15 protein-coding genes are annotated in these 16,579 nt (G+C 62.8%); all 15 read left to right on the top strand.

Going from position 1 to position 16,579, the window contains the following annotated elements; all coding sequences use genetic code 11:
• Positions 1-36: 36 nt before the first annotated feature.
• The 15 genes from ispG to P0D87_RS07715 all read left to right on the top strand — a co-directional run bounded on the left by ispG (position 37) and on the right by P0D87_RS07715 (position 16,551).
• Entirely contained in the window at positions 37-1,353 is a 1,317-nt protein-coding gene (gene ispG / locus P0D87_RS07785) for a flavodoxin-dependent (E)-4-hydroxy-3-methylbut-2-enyl-diphosphate synthase (protein ID WP_053858428.1), read from the top strand.
• 20 nt (positions 1,354-1,373) lie between these two features.
• Positions 1,374-2,714 (top strand): histidine--tRNA ligase, encoded by a 1,341-nt coding sequence (hisS, locus tag P0D87_RS07780; RefSeq protein WP_053858427.1) that lies wholly within the window; start codon positions 1,374-1,376, stop codon positions 2,712-2,714.
• A 79-nt stretch (positions 2,715-2,793) separates the two neighbouring features.
• Positions 2,794-3,423 (top strand): YfgM family protein, encoded by a 630-nt coding sequence (locus tag P0D87_RS07775; protein ID WP_053858426.1) that lies wholly within the window; start codon positions 2,794-2,796, stop codon positions 3,421-3,423.
• A gap of 74 nt (positions 3,424-3,497) precedes the next feature.
• Positions 3,498-4,643, top strand: a complete 1,146-nt coding sequence (gene bamB / locus P0D87_RS07770; protein ID WP_029967447.1) for an outer membrane protein assembly factor BamB — start codon at positions 3,498-3,500, stop codon at positions 4,641-4,643.
• A 260-nt stretch (positions 4,644-4,903) separates the two neighbouring features.
• Complete coding sequence (locus P0D87_RS07765) at positions 4,904-5,257, top strand: hypothetical protein (protein ID WP_149029190.1); 354 nt, start codon at positions 4,904-4,906, stop codon at positions 5,255-5,257.
• 10 nt (positions 5,258-5,267) lie between these two features.
• Positions 5,268-6,605, top strand: coding sequence for a ribosome biogenesis GTPase Der (gene der, locus P0D87_RS07760; protein ID WP_029967444.1), 1,338 nt, complete (start codon positions 5,268-5,270; stop codon positions 6,603-6,605).
• A gap of 142 nt (positions 6,606-6,747) precedes the next feature.
• On the top strand, positions 6,748-6,984 hold the full coding sequence (gene hfq / locus P0D87_RS07755; RefSeq protein ID WP_006051315.1) for an RNA chaperone Hfq: 237 nt from the start codon (positions 6,748-6,750) through the stop codon (positions 6,982-6,984).
• A gap of 72 nt (positions 6,985-7,056) precedes the next feature.
• On the top strand, positions 7,057-8,229 hold the full coding sequence (gene hflX, locus P0D87_RS07750) for a GTPase HflX (RefSeq protein WP_035569768.1): 1,173 nt from the start codon (positions 7,057-7,059) through the stop codon (positions 8,227-8,229).
• A 49-nt stretch (positions 8,230-8,278) separates the two neighbouring features.
• The gene (gene hflK, locus P0D87_RS07745) at positions 8,279-9,691 is read left to right on the top strand and encodes an FtsH protease activity modulator HflK (protein WP_053858425.1); all 1,413 of its coding nucleotides are present in this window, start codon (positions 8,279-8,281) and stop codon (positions 9,689-9,691) included.
• Between the two features lie 12 nt (positions 9,692-9,703).
• Positions 9,704-10,606 carry a protease modulator HflC gene (gene hflC, locus P0D87_RS07740; protein WP_006051318.1) on the top strand — a complete coding sequence of 301 codons (903 nt, stop codon included), beginning with the start codon at positions 9,704-9,706 and terminating at the stop codon, positions 10,604-10,606.
• A 45-nt stretch (positions 10,607-10,651) separates the two neighbouring features.
• Positions 10,652-10,843 carry a DUF2065 domain-containing protein gene (locus P0D87_RS07735; protein ID WP_006051319.1) on the top strand — a complete coding sequence of 64 codons (192 nt, stop codon included), beginning with the start codon at positions 10,652-10,654 and terminating at the stop codon, positions 10,841-10,843.
• Positions 10,844-11,073: 230 nt separating this feature from the next.
• Positions 11,074-12,225 carry an ATP phosphoribosyltransferase regulatory subunit gene (locus P0D87_RS07730; protein ID WP_053858424.1) on the top strand — a complete coding sequence of 384 codons (1,152 nt, stop codon included), beginning with the start codon at positions 11,074-11,076 and terminating at the stop codon, positions 12,223-12,225.
• 244 nt (positions 12,226-12,469) lie between these two features.
• Positions 12,470-13,816, top strand: coding sequence for an adenylosuccinate synthase (locus P0D87_RS07725; protein ID WP_006051321.1), 1,347 nt, complete (start codon positions 12,470-12,472; stop codon positions 13,814-13,816).
• Between the two features lie 3 nt (positions 13,817-13,819).
• Positions 13,820-14,410 carry a phosphoribosyltransferase gene (locus P0D87_RS07720; RefSeq protein WP_006051322.1) on the top strand — a complete coding sequence of 197 codons (591 nt, stop codon included), beginning with the start codon at positions 13,820-13,822 and terminating at the stop codon, positions 14,408-14,410.
• Between the two features lie 254 nt (positions 14,411-14,664).
• Complete coding sequence (locus tag P0D87_RS07715) at positions 14,665-16,551, top strand: potassium transporter Kup (RefSeq protein WP_029967434.1); 1,887 nt, start codon at positions 14,665-14,667, stop codon at positions 16,549-16,551.
• Positions 16,552-16,579 lie beyond the last annotated feature (28 nt).

Below are 16,579 nucleotides of genomic sequence, written 5' to 3'. Positions count from 1 at the left end.
TTCAGGCGCTGCATTTTTGCGGCGACTGCGGCGTAAATGGGTTTTTCGATGCAATCCGAAGCTCAATCCCAATCCAGTAGCAAGATCGTGTCAAACGAGCCGGTGTTCGGCGGACAGGCGCCGCGGCGCAAGTCGCATGCGGTCGACGTCCGTTGGGGCGGCCAGCTCGTCACCATCGGCGGCGACGCGCCGGTGCGCGTCCAGTCGATGACAAACACGGACACCGCCGACGCCATCGGCACCGCTATCCAGATCAAGGAACTCGCGCAAGCCGGTTCGGAACTGGTGCGCATCACGGTCAACACGCCGGAGGCGGCCGCGGCCGTGCCGGCGGTGCGCGAGCAGCTCGACCGCATGGGCGTATCGGTGCCGCTCGTCGGCGATTTTCATTACAACGGCCACCTGCTGCTGCGCGACTACCCGGCGTGCGCGGAGGCGTTGTCGAAGTACCGCATCAACCCCGGCAATGTCGGCCACGGCGCGAAGCGCGACACGCAATTCGCGCAGATGATCGAAGCGGCGGTGAAGTACGACAAGCCGGTGCGTATCGGCGTGAACTGGGGCAGTCTCGACCAGGACCTGCTCGCGAAGATGATGGACGAAAACGCCGCGCGTTCCACGCCGTGGGAAGCGCAAAGCGTGATGTACGAAGCGCTGATCCAGTCGGCGATCGGCTCGGCGGAGCGGGCGGTCGAACTCGGTCTCTCGCGCAACCAGATCATTCTGTCGTGCAAGGTGAGCGGCGTGCAGGACCTGATCGCGGTGTACCGCGAGCTCGCGCGCCGTTGCGATTTCGCGCTGCATCTCGGTCTGACGGAAGCGGGCATGGGCTCGAAGGGCATCGTCGCGTCGACGGCGGCGTTGTCGGTGCTGCTGCAGCAGGGCATCGGCGACACGATCCGCATTTCGCTCACGCCTGAACCGGGCGCGCCGCGTACCGGCGAAGTGATCGTCGGCCAGGAAATTTTGCAGACCATGGGTCTGCGCTCGTTCACGCCGATGGTCATTGCCTGCCCCGGCTGCGGTCGCACGACCAGCACGCTGTTCCAGGAACTGGCGTCGCAAATCCAGACCTATCTGCGCACGCAAATGCCGGTGTGGCGCGACCAGTATCCTGGCGTCGAAAAAATGCACGTCGCGGTGATGGGCTGCATCGTCAACGGTCCGGGCGAGTCGAAGCAGGCGAACATCGGCATCAGCCTGCCGGGCTCGGGCGAGAACCCGGCTGCGCCCGTGTTTATCGACGGCGAGAAGGTCAAGACGCTGCGCGGCGAGAACATCGCGCAAGAATTCCAGCAAATCGTGAGTGACTACGTCGAGCGCCGCTATGGCCGCGCCGAGGCGCTCAACTAAACATCGGCTATCGCATACAGATGACTGAACAGAAGAAAAAGCTCGAGAAGCTGTCCGGCGTGAAGGGCATGAACGACATCCTTCCGCAGGAAGCCGGGCTGTGGGAATTTTTCGAAACGACCGTCAAGTCGATGCTGCGTTCGTACGGATACCAGAATATTCGTACGCCTATCGTCGAACATACGCAGCTGTTTACGCGCGGTATCGGCGAAGTGACGGATATCGTCGAGAAAGAAATGTACAGCTTCACCGACGCGTTGAACGGTGAAAATCTGACGATGCGCCCGGAAAATACGGCGGCGGTGGTGCGTGCGGCGATCGAGCACAACATGCTGTACGACGGGCCGAAGCGTCTGTGGTACATCGGCCCGATGTTCCGTCACGAGCGTCCGCAGCGCGGCCGTTATCGGCAGTTTCATCAGGTCGGCGTGGAAGCGCTCGGCTTTGCCGGCCCCGACGCCGACGCTGAAATCATCATGATGTGCCAGCGGCTGTGGGACGACCTCGGCCTCATGGGCATCAAGCTCGAGATCAATTCGCTGGGTCTCGCGGAAGAGCGCGCGGCGCATCGCGTCGAACTCATTGCGTACCTCGAAAAGCACATGGACGTGCTGGACGAAGATGCAAAGCGGCGTCTCTACACGAACCCGCTGCGCGTGCTCGATACGAAGAACCCCGCGCTCCAGGAAGTCGCGCAAAACGCGCCGAAGCTGATCGACTTTCTCGGCGAGGAATCGCGCGCGCACTTCGAAGGTTTGCAGCGCATTCTCAAAGCGAACAACATTCCGTTCACGATCAATCCGCGTCTCGTGCGCGGTCTCGATTACTACAATCTGACCGTGTTCGAATGGGTGACGGACAAGCTCGGCGCGCAAGGCACGGTCGCCGCGGGCGGCCGTTACGATCCGCTGATCGAGCAACTCGGCGGTAAGGCTACGGCCGCATGCGGCTGGGCGATGGGCATCGAGCGGATTCTCGAGCTGCTGAAAGAAGAACAGCTCGTGCCCGAAGACGAAGGTTGCGACGTGTACGTCGTCCACCAGGGCGATGCGGCGCGCGAGCAGGCCTTCATTATTGCCGAGCGTCTGCGCGATACCGGCCTCGACGTGATCCTGCATTGCAGCGCCGACGGTCAATCGGCGAGCTTCAAATCGCAGATGAAACGCGCCGACGCAAGCGGCGCCGCGTTCGCCGTGGTGCTCGGCGAAGACGAGATCGCGAACGGTACGGTCGGGGTCAAACCGCTGCGAGATACAAATGCTAACGGCGGTAAAAACGAGCAACATAACGTGCCCGCCGAAGACTTGACCGAATTTCTAATCAATGCGATGGTTGCAACCGCCGAAGACGGCGACGACTGATCGCGATGTCGTCGAGCCGGTTTTGTGACCGATCAGACTCGACACGCACACGTAGCAAGAAAGAGGAAATCGCCGGGCAATGAGTTACCACGACGAACAAGAATCGATTGAAGGTCTGAAGGCATGGTGGGCGCAGTGGGGCAATGCAACCACGTGGATCGTGCTGGTGGCGCTGGTCGCCGCAGCCGGCTGGAACGGCTGGAATTTCTGGCAGCGGCGTCAGGCCGCGGAAGCCGCCGTGCTGTACGACCAGGTACAGCAGGCGGTGGCATCGGGCGATAAGGCGAAGATCAGCCGCGTCGCGGCCGACATGGAAGACAAGTTCAGCCGCACCGCGTACGCGCAAATGACGGCGCTTGGCGCCGCCAAGGCGCTGTACGCAGCCGGCGACGAAGCCGGCGCGAAAACGCAGTTGCAATGGACCATCGATCACGCGAAGGACGACGAGTTCAAGCAGATCGCCAGGCTGCGCCTCGCTTCGCTGCTGCTCGACGAGAAGGCTTACGACCAGGGCCTCGCACTGCTCGCCGAACCGCAATCCGACGCGTTCAAGGGCATCGTGGCCAACGGCCGCGGCGATCTGCTCGCCGCCCAGGGCAAGCGTGACGACGCGCGCGCGGCCTACAAGCTCGCGCTCGAATCGCTGCCGAAGAACGACAGTTCGGAGCGCCAATTGATCCAGTTCAAGCTGGACGCGCTGGGCGGCTAAGCAGCGCGCGCAATGTCGCGCGCCAAGATCAACCGGCCTTTCTTTAACCTATTTCCTGAATGCTTCGTCCACCGATGAATCTGCTGAAACGTTACGCTGTGCCCGTTGTCTGTGCGATGACCGTCCTCGCTCTCGCGGCATGCTCATCTACGAAAGACGAGCGCCGCGTGCCGACGCCGCTCACCGAGTTCAAACCCGTGCTCGACGTACAGCAAGCCTGGAAGACGAGCGTCGGCAAGGCAGGCCGTTATCTGTTCTCGCCGGTTGCGATCGGCGACGCCGTGTACGCGGCCGGCGCGAACGGCTCCGTTGCGAAGATCGACGCGCAAACCGGCAAGGACATCTGGCGAGTCAAGCTGCACGACGACATCTCCGCGGGTGTCGGCAGCGACGGCACGCTGACGGCCGTCGGCGGTCTGAAGGGCGACGTCTATGTGCTCGGCACAGACGGCAAGCAATTGTGGACGGCCAAGGCGCCCGGCGAAATCATCTCGCCGCCGCTCGTCGGCAATGGTCTCGTGGTCGTGCGTACAGTCGACGGCCAGATCGTCGCGTTCAATGCGCAAACCGGCGAGCAGAAGTGGAACTACCGCAATCGCGCTGTGCCGCTGAACCTGCGCGTGTCGTCGGGCATGACGTTCGCGGGCGACGCGGCCGTGCTGGCCGGTTTCCCTGGCGGATCGTTCTCGGCGATCAATCTGCAAACGGGTGAGACGTACTGGCAAACGCCGGTGTCCTATCCGAAGGGCGTGACGGAAGTGGAGCGCATCAACGACGTGACCGGCCCGCCCACGCTGGTCGGTTCGGAAACCTGCGCGGTGACGTTCCAAGGTCAGATTGGCTGTTTCGATGCGAACTCGGGCCGTGCGCTGTGGGAAAAGGCGTTCTCGAGCGCGAGCGGTCTTGCGCAGGACGATCGCGCGGTCGTCGCACCGGACGACTGGTCCGTCGTGTCCGCGTTCGACGTTACCACCGGCGCGCCGCTGTGGAAGAACGACAAGCTGAAGAACCGCGAACTCGGCGTGCCGTTTATCCTTGGCCGCGCTGCGGTGCTGGGCGACTATCAGGGCTACGTGCACTTCCTGTCGCGCGAGGACGGAACGCTCGTCGCACGCATGAAGACCGACGGTAGCGCGATTAGCGCGGCACCCGTGCTGGCCGGCGAGACGCTCGTCGTGCAAACGCGCGACGGCGACCTGTACGGTTACCGTCCGCGCTGATTGGCGGGGGCGCTGTCGAGCGCGCAGGCCGGCTTTGCCGGCCGCGCGTTTTTTGAGGCGCGTAGTAGTGGTAGCGCCTTTGCGTGCGCCGACGCCGGCAGGCGGTGCAGGCAACGCACATCGCGCGTGCCACATCGCGAGGTAAGTAAGCGATTCCACCGGACTGGCTGAGCCGGTGAGAACGAAAAGCGCTGCGAAAGCGAGCGGCACAATCGCTGCGAATAACAGCGATCGGCCGCGAACGGCGAACACAGCAGCGCATGAACGCGATGCAGTCGAGCGATGCACGCAAGCGATCAACAAAAGCAGCACGCGTGACGCCGCTTGTTGCTGGTGGTGCCGCAGTCAGTGCCGCAGTCAGCAGCATAGTCAGCGGCGCAGTCAGCCGCATCACAAGACACGCAGCGCAGCCGGCGAACGAACCGCCTGCACCAGGACATGACCCGCAGCCGATCACGCTGCGCATCAGCCAAACCCCCGTCCGCCTCGGCGCGCATCTGGACAGCGCATCCGGGGCTGGCCGAATTCGTGATAATTTTCGTCAAACGCTGCCGTGTAGCGGCGCAATGGCGTCGCCATGCGGACGGTCGATTCCGATCCGCGTTTCACCGTGAACAACATCTGATGAAACCCGTTATTGCCCTCGTCGGGCGCCCCAATGTGGGGAAATCCACGCTGTTCAACCGCCTCACGCGTTCGCGTGACGCGCTCGTCGCCGACTTGCCCGGCCTCACCCGCGATCGCCACTACGGCGAAGGGCGCACTGGTGAGCGGCCGTATCTCGTCGTCGACACCGGCGGTTTCGAGCCGGTCGCGAAAGACGGCATCCTGCACGAGATGGCGCGCCAGACGCGCCAGGCGGTGGAGGAGTCGGACATCGTCGTGTTTATCGTCGACGGACGCAATGGTCTCGCGCCGCAAGACAAGTCGATCGCCGACTATCTGCGCAAGACGGGCCGGCCGATTTTCCTCGTCGTCAACAAGGCCGAGGGGATGAAGTACAGCACCGTTGCCGCCGACTTCTACGAACTCGGCCTCGGCGATCCGCGCGCGATTTCGGCCGCGCACGGCGACGGCGTCACCGAAATGATCAACGAGGCGCTCGGCGTCGCGTACGCGGGCCAGCCCGAAGAGACCGACGAGGACAAGGAAGCGCGCGGCGTGAAGATCGCGATCGTCGGCCGTCCGAACGTGGGCAAGTCGACGCTGATCAATGCGCTGGTGGGCGAAGAGCGCGTGATCGCATTCGACATGCCCGGCACCACGCGCGATTCGATCTACGTCGACTTCGAGCGTCAGGGCAAGCCGTACACGCTGATCGACACGGCAGGTTTGCGCCGCCGCGGCAAGGTATTCGAAGCGATCGAAAAGTTTTCGGTGGTCAAAACGCTGCAGTCAATTTCGGACGCCAACGTCGTCATTCTGCTGCTCGACGCGCGCCAGGATATTTCGGAACAGGACGCGCACATTGCCGGCTTCGTGGTCGAGCAGGGCCGCGCGCTGGTGGTCGGCGTGAACAAATGGGACGGGCTCGATTCGCATGTGCGCGAACGCACGAAAGCCGATCTGGAACGCAAACTAAAATTCCTCGACTTCGCCAAATTCCATTTCATTTCCGCTGCGGAAAAAACGGGAATCGGTCCGCTCATGCGCTCGGTTGACGACGCCTACGCCGCGGCAATGTCGAAGCTGCCCACACCGAAGCTGACGCGCGCGCTGATCGAGGCGGTCGAGTTTCAGCAGCCGCGCCGACGCGGTCCGGTGCGGCCGAAATTGCGTTACGCGCACCAGGGCGGACAGAATCCGCCGATCATCGTGATTCACGGCAACGCGCTCGACGCGATCACCGAAACGTACAAACGCTACCTTGAAAACCGCTTCCGGGAAACTTTCAAGCTGACCGGGACTCCATTGCGAATAGAGTTCAGATCGTCGACGAACCCTTACGCGGACAAAGGCTGAAACCCGCGTGTGCGTTGGGTTTGGCCGCTTCGGCAGGGGCCCCGCGCGAAAACGAAAATCGGCTATAGTGTAGCGGTTGACGGCAGATACCTTTTCTTCTGTCGTCAATTCAGTCAACCTGCAAAAAAATACGGAGTTTGCTATGAGCAACAAAGGGCAATTGTTACAAGACCCGTTTTTGAACGCACTGCGTAAAGAGCATGTGCCGGTGTCGATCTACCTGGTCAACGGCATCAAGCTTCAAGGGAACATCGAATCGTTCGACCAGTACGTCGTGTTGCTCAGGAATACGGTCACCCAGATGGTCTACAAGCACGCAATCTCGACTGTCGTGCCAGCCCGTCCGGTGAATTTCCATCCGGATTCCGAACAGTCCTAACCCCCGTCGCGGCCGGCATAGCGTCGCCCGTTGGCGATTACTTCCGGCCGCCTCATTTTGATACCCTCCAATTTGATCAATGCAGCGCTTGTCGGCATCGACTTCGGTAAGATCGATTTCGAAGCCAGTCTCGAAGAACTCAGCCTGCTCGCGCAAAGCGCGGGCGCGAATCCTCTAGTCACCCTCACCGGGCGCCGGGCGAGTCCCGACGCGAAGATGTTCGTCGGCAGCGGCAAGGCCGAAGAACTGCGCCTTGCGTGTGAGGCCAACGACATCGAACTCGTCATCTTCAATCACGCTCTTGCGCCTGCCCAGCAGCGCAATCTGGAGCAAGCGCTTAATCGGCGCGTGATCGATCGCACGAGTCTCATCCTCGATATTTTTGCGCAGCGCGCCCGCAGCCACGAAGGCAAGCTGCAGGTGGAACTCGCGCAATTGCAGTATCTGTCCACGCGGCTGATCCGCGCATGGACCCACCTCGAGCGGCAAAAAGGCGGTATCGGCTTGCGCGGGCCTGGTGAGACGCAGCTCGAGACCGACCGCCGGCTGATCGGCGAGCGCATCAAGGCGCTCAAGTCGCGGCTCGAAAAATTGCGCCGACAGCACGGCACGCAGCGGCGTCAGCGCTCGCGCAATCAGACCATGTCGGTGTCGCTCGTCGGCTATACGAACGCGGGCAAGTCCACGCTCTTCAATGCGCTGACGAAGGCGCAGGCGTACGCGGCCGATCAGCTTTTCGCCACGCTCGACACGACTTCGCGCCGTGTTTATCTCGGCGACGAAGCGGGGCAGGTGGTGGTGTCCGACACGGTCGGCTTCATCCGCGAACTGCCTCACCAACTCGTCGCGGCGTTTCGCGCCACGCTCGAAGAAACGATCCACGCGGATCTGCTGCTGCATGTCGTGGATGCTTCCAGCGCCGTGCGTCTCGATCAGATCGATCAGGTGAACGAGGTGTTGCACGCAATCGGTGCGGACACCATCCGGCAGGTGCTCGTGTTCAACAAGATCGACGCGGTGCCCGAATTGGCGGCCCGCGGCGAGGCGGTCGAGCGAGACGAGTATGGTAATATTTCGCGCGTCTTTTTGAGCGCGCGCACGGGGCAAGGGCTGGACACATTGCGCGCTGCCATCGCTGAGATCGCTACTGCCGAACCTCTTCCCGACACGCTGCTGGACTCGTCGGAAGAAGACCGGTCGGCAGCACCACGCGAGCACCGCAAGGTTCCAGAACTCGGGCACTGACCCGTTCCAATTGCACTGACCCGCTGTCTACTCTGGTGAACGAACACAGGTGAACGATTACAACGAGCGGAGTATCTGGCTGCGCATGCGCGCCATGCTTTCACTGAACGATCCGCGCTGGGGCCGTGGCGATGGCAATGGCGAGCGCCAGCGGCCCGTCGAGCCCAAGCGGCCGCAGGCCAAGGAAGGTGAAGGTCCGCCCGATCTCGACGAGATGTGGCGGGATTTCAACCGTCGTTTGAGCCGGATGTTCGGCCGCAAGGGCGGCGGTGCCGGCGGCGGCCGTCCGGACAACGGTCGTGGCGCGCGCATCGGCGTCGGCATCGTGATCGGCGTGCTGATCGCCATTTATCTCGGCAGCGGCGTGTTCGTGGTGCAGGACGGCCAGGCCGGCGTGGTGATGCAGTTCGGCAAATATCGCTACACGGCCGCGCACGGTGTGCACTGGCGTTTGCCGTATCCGTTCGAAACGCACGAACTCGTCAATGTCGGCCAGATTCGGCAGGTGGAGATCGGCCGCAACAACGTCGTGCGTCTTGCGAACGTGAAGGACGCGTCAATGCTGACGCACGACGCGGACATCGTCGACGTTCGCTTCGCCGTGCAGTACCAGATCCGCAAGCCGACCGATTACCTTTTCCGCAGCGTCGATCCCGACCAGAGCGTGATGCAGGCCGCGCAGGCCGCGGTGCGCGGTATCGTCGGCGCGCGCAGCACACAAGACATTCTTGGTCAGGATCGCGAAGCAATTCGCCAGCAATTGATCGCGGCAATCCAGAAATCGCTCGATCAATACCAATCCGGTCTCGCTGTTACCGGCGTGACAATCCAGGCGGTGCAGGCGCCTGACCAGGTACAGGCCGCGTTCGACGACGCCGCGCGCGTGCGTCAGGAAAACGAGCGTGCGAAGCGCGACGCGCAAGCCTATGCAGCCGAGCTTCTTCCGCGCGCACAAGCGGACGTGGCGCGCCAGATCGACGACGCGAAGAAGTACAGCGACAAGACAGTGGCGCAAGCGCAAGGCGACGCGGACCGCTTCAAGGAAGTCTATGCGCAGTACTCGAAGGCGCCCGCTGTGATTCGTCAGCGCATGTATCTGGAAACCATGCAGCAGATCTATTCGAATACGACCAAGGTCTTTGTGGACAACAAGAGCGGCAACAACGTGCTGTATCTGCCGCTCGACAAGCTCGTCGAGCAGAACCGTCAGCGTGTGGCAGATGCCGCGGCAGCCGCGGCTGCATCGGGCGCCGCAGCGGCGGGTGCGTCGCAGCCGGCGAATTCGTCGGGTGCCGTGGCGGCGCAGGCGAATGCCGCATCGGCTGCCGCCGCATCGACGGCTGCTTCCGGGTCCGCATCCGCAGCCGCCGCCACGCCTGCAAGCCGCGCGGCGGCGAGCAGCGACGCGCTGCGTTCACGCGAGTCCTTCCGCAGCCGTATGCGCGAAGACGACGTTCAATAAGGAGCGCAGAACATGAACAAGATCATTGCGCTCGTCATCGCGGTTGTCATCGTGCTGTTCGCCGCTTCGTCGATGGTGGTCGTCGTCGACCAGCGTCATATGGCGGTGTTGTCGTCGCGCGGCGACGCGGCGCCGGCGTTGCTCGGGCCCGGACTGCACGTGAAGCTGCCGCCGCCGTTGCAAACGGTGACGCTCGTCGATAGCCGCATCCAGTCGCTCGATGCGCCGGACGAAGACCGCTACGTGACCGCCGACAAGAACGATTTGCTCGCGAACCCGGTCGTCAAATATCGCGTGACCGATCCGCTGAAGCTGCTTGCCGAAACGAAGGGCGACGTGCAAAGCCTGCCCGAGCGTCTCGCGCTCGTCGCGCGCGGCGCGCTCGGCGACGCATTCGGCAAGTACACACTGTCCGATGCGCTCGCCAAACAGCAGACACTCGCCGACGAAGCGCGCGGTGCGATGGACAAGACGGCGGCGTCGCTCGGTGTGTCGGTGGTGGACGTGCAGTTGACGCGGGTCGATTTTCCGGCCGCCATGGCCGACTCGGTCTACAAGCGGATGATCGCCGAGCGCCAGCAGATCGCGGCCGACGAACGCGCGAAAGGCGCCGCCGAAGCCGACAAGATCAAGGCCGACGCCGTCGCGCAGCAGCAGGCCATTCTGGCTAACGGCTACGGCCAGGCGCAAACCATCAAGGGCGAGGGCGATGCGAAAGCCGCCGAGATCGCCGCGCAGGCGTACGGCAGCGACCCGGAGTTCTATCAGTTCTATCAAAGCATGCAGGCGTACCGGAACACCTTCAAGCCAGGCGACGTGATCGTGGTCGACCCGAGCAGCGAGTTCTTCCGCTTCATGCGTAGTCCGACCGGCGGCGCAGCCCCGGACGCTTCCGCGGCCTCGCGCAAACACTAATAACCCGGAACGCCGCGGCATTCGCATCGCGGCCCCTTCTTTCGCATGGATATAGTCGGCTCGTTACTGCTCGCGATCGCGTTGATGCTGGTTATCGAGGGGATGTTCCCATTCGTTTTTCCGAGCGCGTGGCGCGACACGTTCCGTAGAATAGCGGAACGGCCCACGCATCAGATTCGTATCGGCGGCCTGATCGTCATGCTGCTGGGGCTGATTCTGCTGTTTTTCGTGACTTGACGCGGAGCGTGGGGCGACACGCGATGCCTCAGCGTGAACAAGCCCGCGATGTTTTCGCATCGACCGCCGCGTGTTTCGACAGGCGCTCTTCCTGCGTAGCGACTGCATGAGCCGTACGCTTCCGCCGCCGTCTGCCGAAGCCGCCGCAATCGAGCCCGAGTCCGAGCCCGCCACTCACACTTACTACCGGCGCATTGTGCCGCCGTGTTCAACGTCGTAGGACTGTATCGATGTCGACCTGGTTACTTCCCGAGAACATTGCCGACGTGCTGCCGTCGGAGGCCCGCAAGATCGAAGAATTGCGGCGTCGTCTGCTGGACCGCTTTCGCTCGTACGGCTACGAGATGGTCATGCCGCCGCTGCTCGAATACATCGAGTCGCTATTGACGGGCGGCGGGCACGATCTGAACCTGCGCACCTTCAAGCTGGTCGATCAGTTGTCCGGACGCACGCTCGGCCTGCGCGCCGACATCACGCCGCAGGTCGCGCGTATCGACGCGCATCTGCTGAACCGTCAGGGCGTCACGCGTCTTTGCTACGCCGGGAATGTCGCGCATACGCGGCCGCGCGGTCTGCACGCGACGCGCGAGCAGATTCAGATCGGCGCTGAAATTTACGGTCATGCGGGCCTCGAGGCCGACCTGGAAATCCAGCAACTGATGCTCGATGCACTGCATCTCGCGGGCCTGGGCAAAGTGCGCCTCGATCTGTGTCACGCGGGCGTGCTCGCGGCGTTGATCGAAGCGGAGCCGGCCGCCGCCGAACTCGGCCAATCGCTTTACGACGCGCTGGCGGGCAAGGACGTGCCGCGGCTCGTCGAATTGACCGCGAATCTTTCGGCCGTCACGCGCGATGCGTTGCGCGCGCTGCCTTCACTCTACGGCGACGCGTCGGTGCTCGAAGAAGCGCGCGCGCGTTTGCCGAATGCGCCAGCCATCGCACGCGCGCTCGACGACCTCGCATTCCTCGCAAGCCAGGTCGAAGGCGCCGAAGTGATGATCGACCTCGCCGATCTGCGCGGCTACGCGTATCACAGCGGCGTGATGTTCTCGGCGTATGTCGACGGCGTGCCGAACGCGGTCGCGCGCGGCGGCCGTTACGACCACGTCGGCCAGGCGTATGGCCGGGCGCGCGCGGCGACAGGCTTCTCGCTCGATCTTCGCGAAGTCGCGCGCATTTCGCCCGTTGAGGCGCGCAGCAGCGCGATTCTCGCGCCCTGGCAACACGACGACGCGCTTCGCGTGAGCGTGGCCGCGTTGCGCGACGCCGGTGAAGTCGTGATCCAGGCGCTGCCCGGTCACGAGCACGATCTCGACGAATTCGCGTTCGACCGCGTGTTGGTCGAGCGCAACGGCGCGTGGACCGTCGAACCGCGCTCGTGAGCGCGTTTTAATAGCGTCGCTCGCGGTTTTTTCGCGGACACATCGAGGCGCGGAGCAGTTGTTCCGCATGCGTCGCCGGTCATCGCGCGGCTATTGGCTACCCTCGGCCAACATCGGCCACCACCGGCCGCGCTCCTTTCACGATACCCACCATAACGTGCATGCCGTTGAGCGGAAACGGAAAAATTCCGGAAGCGTCCGCGAACATAGGTAAAATACGTTTTTAACCAGCTTACGAAACAACATGTCTGCCAGCGCAGTGAATGTGAACCCCGGGCGTAACGTCGTCGTCGTGGGAACCCAGTGGGGTGATGAAGGCAAGGGCAAAATCGTCGACTGGCTGACGGACCACGCTCAAGGCGTCGTTCGCTTCCAGGGCGGTCACAATGCCGGCCACACGCTTATCATCGGCGGCAAGAAAACCATCTTGCGTCTGATCCCGTCGGGCATCATGCATGCCGGCGTCGCGTGCTACATCGGCAATGGCGTCGTGTTGTCGCCGGAAGCGCTGTTCAAGGAAATCGGCGAACTCGAGGCCGCAGGCGTCGACGTGCAGAACCGCCTGTTCATTTCCGAAGCCACCACGCTCATCCTGCCGTACCACATTGCCATCGACCAGGGCCGCGAAGCGCGCCGTGGCGCGAGCAAGATCGGCACCACCGGCCGCGGCATCGGCCCGGCTTACGAAGACAAGGTGGCGCGCCGCGGCTTGCGCGTGCAGGACCTGTTCGAGCCGGAGACTTTCGCCGAACGTCTGCGTGAAAACCTCGACTATCACAACTTCGTGCTGACGCAGTACCTGGGCGTCGCCGCTGTCGACTTCCAGCAAACGCTCGACACGATGCTGAGCTACGCCGACCGTCTGAAGCCGATGGTGACGGACGTGTCGCGCCGTCTGTATGACGCGAACGCCGCCGGCAGCAACCTGCTGTTCGAAGGCGCGCAAGGCACGCTGCTCGACATCGACCACGGCACCTATCCGTTCGTCACGTCGAGCAACTGCGTCGCGGGCGCGGCAACGGCAGGCGCGGGCGTCGGTCCGCAAAAGCTGAACTACATTCTCGGCATCACCAAGGCGTACTGCACGCGCGTCGGCTCGGGCCCGTTCCCGAGCGAACTGTACGACGCGGACAACGCCGCGCGCCAGGAAGCGATCGGCCTGGAACTCGCCACCGTCGGCAAGGAATTCGGCTCGGTCACCGGCCGTCCGCGCCGCACCGGCTGGCTCGACGTCGCCGCGCTGCGCCGCTCGATCCAGATCAACGGCGTGTCGGGCTTGTGCATGACGAAGCTCGACGTGCTCGACGGTCTCGACGAAGTGAAGCTGTGCGTCGGCTATACCGTCGACGGCAAGAACGTCGATCTGCTGCCGCGTGGCTCGTCGGAAGTCGCGCGTTGCGTGCCGGTGTACGAAACCTTCGCGGGCTGGAAGGAAAGCACCGTCGGTATCAAGGAATGGGACAAGCTGCCGGCGAACGCGCGTGCGTATCTGTCGCGCGTGCAGGAAGTGGCGGGCATTCCGATCGACATGGTGTCGACCGGTCCGGATCGCGACGAGACCATTCTGCTTCGTCATCCGTTCAAGGCTTAAGCGATGGTGCAAGGTGTCCCCATGATTGCGATGAAAGATCCGCGCAACGACGATAAAAACCTGTGGGTCGGCTGGGACGAGTATCACCGGCTGATCGAATTGCTGGCGCTCGCCGTGCATGAATCGGGCTGGAAGTTCGACAAGATTCTGTGCCTCGCGCGCGGCGGTTTGCGCGTGGGCGACCAGCTTTCGCGCATCTACGATTTGCCGCTGGCTATTCTCGCAACCAGTTCATATCGCGAAGCGGCCGGCACGGAGCAGGGCGAACTCGACATCGCGCAATACATCACGATGACGCGCGGTGAACTGCACGGCAACGTGCTGCTCGTCGACGACCTCGTCGATTCCGGCGTGACGCTCGCACGCGTTCAGCAGCATCTGAAGGAACGCTATCCGGCCATCACGGCGGTGCGTTCGGCGGTGCTCTGGTACAAGGGCTGCTCGAAAGTGAAGCCCGACTATCATGTGCAGTACTTGCCGACCAATCCGTGGATTCATCAACCGTTCGAGGAGTGGGATACGGTTCGCCCGCATAACCTCGGCGCGTGGATCAAGCGCGGCATGGCGCAAGCGCAGGAGTCCTCGGAAAATTGATGCCTCGAAAGCGCATCGTAGCGGAGCCCCATAGGGCTCCGTTTTTTTATGCGCGGGCAACGGCACGCGGCGCTTCGCCCGCGCGCAGTGACATTCGCCGCACGAGACGTTACGCAGCAGACGCGCACATATCGCAGTGCTACACTGCGCGGACCATCCACGTGGTGTATCCACAATAAGCTGGGCGGTCTCAGGCAGGCGGTTTAGAATAGCGGTCGCTTTTTTCCGCCCAGGAAACGGATTTCCTCGCGTTTATGACAGATAACAATCACGTGCACAAACAGCCACTACCTTCGCTCGCGCTCGCCGCGATCGGCGTGGTGTTCGGCGATATCGGCACGAGCCCGCTGTACGCGCTCAAAGAGGCGTTCAGCCCGTCGCATGGCATTCCGCTGACCGATCAATCCATCCTGGGCGTGATCTCGCTGCTGTTCTGGGCCATCGTGATCGTCGTCGGCATCAAGTACGTGCTGTTCGTGATGCGCGCGGACAACAACGGCGAGGGCGGCGTGCTCGCGCTCATGGCGCTGGCGCTGCGTTCGCTGGATGAGAAATCGAAAATGGCCGGCCTGCTGATGATGCTCGGCATTTTCGGCGCCTGCATGTTTTACGGCGACGCGGTGATTACGCCCGCCATTTCGGTGATTTCCGCCGTCGAAGGTCTCGAGATCGCGGCGCCTCATCTGTCTCATCTGGTGTTGCCGCTCACCATCGTGATTCTGATCCTGCTGTTCTGGATTCAGCGGCACGGCACCGCCACCGTCGGCCGTCTGTTCGGTCCGATCATGGTCGTGTGGTTCGTCGTGCTCGCCGTGCTCGGGCTCTGGCATATCGTGCAATCGCCGACTGTGATCCGCGCGCTGAACCCGTATTACGCGTACTCCTTCATGGCCGCGCACGTGTTGCAAGCGTATGTCGTGCTGGGTTCGGTCGTGCTCGTGCTGACGGGCGCCGAGGCGCTCTACGCGGATATGGGCCACTTCGGCGCGAAGCCGATCCGCATGGGCTGGTACGTGCTGGTGATGCCTTCGCTGGTGCTGAACTATTTCGGCCAGGGCGCGCTGCTGATGCACGACGCGAAGGCGATCGAGAATCCGTTCTTCCTGCTCGCGCCGCAGTGGGCGTTGCTGCCGCTCGTCGTGCTGTCGACGGTGGCGACGGTGATCGCGTCGCAGGCGGTGATCTCGGGCGCGTATTCGTTGACGAGCCAGGCGATTCAGCTCGGCTACGTGCCGCGCATGAAGATCCTGCATACGTCCGAGCTTGCTATCGGCCAGATTTATGTGCCGGTCGTGAACTGGATGCTGCTCTTCATCATTCTGTGCATCGTGATCGCGTTCAAGAGTTCCGATAACCTCGCGGCCGCGTACGGCATCGCGGTGACGGCGACAATGGTCATCACCACGATCCTCGCATGCGTCGTGATGGTGAAGGTGTGGAACTGGAACAAGTTCCTGGTTGGACTGATCATCGCCGTCTTCATCACGATCGACCTAGGATTTTTCGGCGCGAATCTGCTGAAGGTGGAAGAGGGCGGCTGGCTGCCGCTCGGCATTGGCGCCTTGCTGTTCTTCCTGCTGATGACGTGGTTCAAGGGCCGAATGATCGTCAAGGAACGCACGGCCGCCGACGGTATTCCGCTGATGCCGTTCCTGCAAGGGCTGCTCGCGCATCCGCCGCACCGCGTGTCGGGTACGGCGATCTACCTGACCGGCAGCGATACGCTCGTGCCCGTCAGCCTGCTGCACAATCTGAAGCACAACAAGGTGCTGCATGAGCGCACCATCTTCCTGACCTTCATCACGCGCGACATTCCGTATGTGAACGACGCGGAGCGTGTGACGGTGAGGAACATCGACGGCGGTTTGTATCTCGTCAAGGCCGCGTACGGCTTTAATGAAACGCCGGACGTGAAGGCCGTGCTCATGGAAATCGGCCGCACGCACGACATGACGTTCGAGTTGATGGACACGTCGTTCTTCCTCGCTCGCGAAACGGTCGTGCCCACGCAATTGCCCGGCATGTCGGTGTGGCGCGAACGTGTGTTCGCGTGGATGCATCAGAACGCCGCGAAGCCGACGGACTTCTTTAGTATTCCCGCGAATCGCGTGGTGGAGCTGGGAACGAAGATCGAGATTTGACGGACGGCGCAGTAGCCCGCAGTAGCCG

The sequence above is a fragment of the Paraburkholderia sp. RL17-368-BIF-A genome (assembly GCF_046054045.1).
Lineage (GTDB): Bacteria > Pseudomonadota > Gammaproteobacteria > Burkholderiales > Burkholderiaceae > Paraburkholderia > Paraburkholderia graminis.
The sequence above is the reverse complement of the archived record's forward strand: the minus strand, read 5'-3'. Positions and strand labels throughout refer to the sequence as shown.

Coding starts and splice junctions, on each gene's coding strand:
- P0D87_RS07765 (WP_149029190.1), top strand. CDS start 4,904: ATGAACGCGATGCAGTCGAGCGATGCACGCAAGCGATCAACAAAAGCA.
- P0D87_RS07735 (WP_006051319.1), top strand. CDS start 10,652: ATGGATATAGTCGGCTCGTTACTGCTCGCGATCGCGTTGATGCTGGTT.
- der (WP_029967444.1), top strand. CDS start 5,268: ATGAAACCCGTTATTGCCCTCGTCGGGCGCCCCAATGTGGGGAAATCC.
- hisS (WP_053858427.1), top strand. CDS start 1,374: ATGACTGAACAGAAGAAAAAGCTCGAGAAGCTGTCCGGCGTGAAGGGC.
- P0D87_RS07725 (WP_006051321.1), top strand. CDS start 12,470: ATGTCTGCCAGCGCAGTGAATGTGAACCCCGGGCGTAACGTCGTCGTC.
- P0D87_RS07730 (WP_053858424.1), top strand. CDS start 11,074: ATGTCGACCTGGTTACTTCCCGAGAACATTGCCGACGTGCTGCCGTCG.
- hfq (WP_006051315.1), top strand. CDS start 6,748: ATGAGCAACAAAGGGCAATTGTTACAAGACCCGTTTTTGAACGCACTG.
- bamB (WP_029967447.1), top strand. CDS start 3,498: ATGAATCTGCTGAAACGTTACGCTGTGCCCGTTGTCTGTGCGATGACC.
- ispG (WP_053858428.1), top strand. CDS start 37: ATGGGTTTTTCGATGCAATCCGAAGCTCAATCCCAATCCAGTAGCAAG.
- P0D87_RS07720 (WP_006051322.1), top strand. CDS start 13,820: ATGGTGCAAGGTGTCCCCATGATTGCGATGAAAGATCCGCGCAACGAC.
- P0D87_RS07775 (WP_053858426.1), top strand. CDS start 2,794: ATGAGTTACCACGACGAACAAGAATCGATTGAAGGTCTGAAGGCATGG.
- hflC (WP_006051318.1), top strand. CDS start 9,704: ATGAACAAGATCATTGCGCTCGTCATCGCGGTTGTCATCGTGCTGTTC.
- P0D87_RS07715 (WP_029967434.1), top strand. CDS start 14,665: ATGACAGATAACAATCACGTGCACAAACAGCCACTACCTTCGCTCGCG.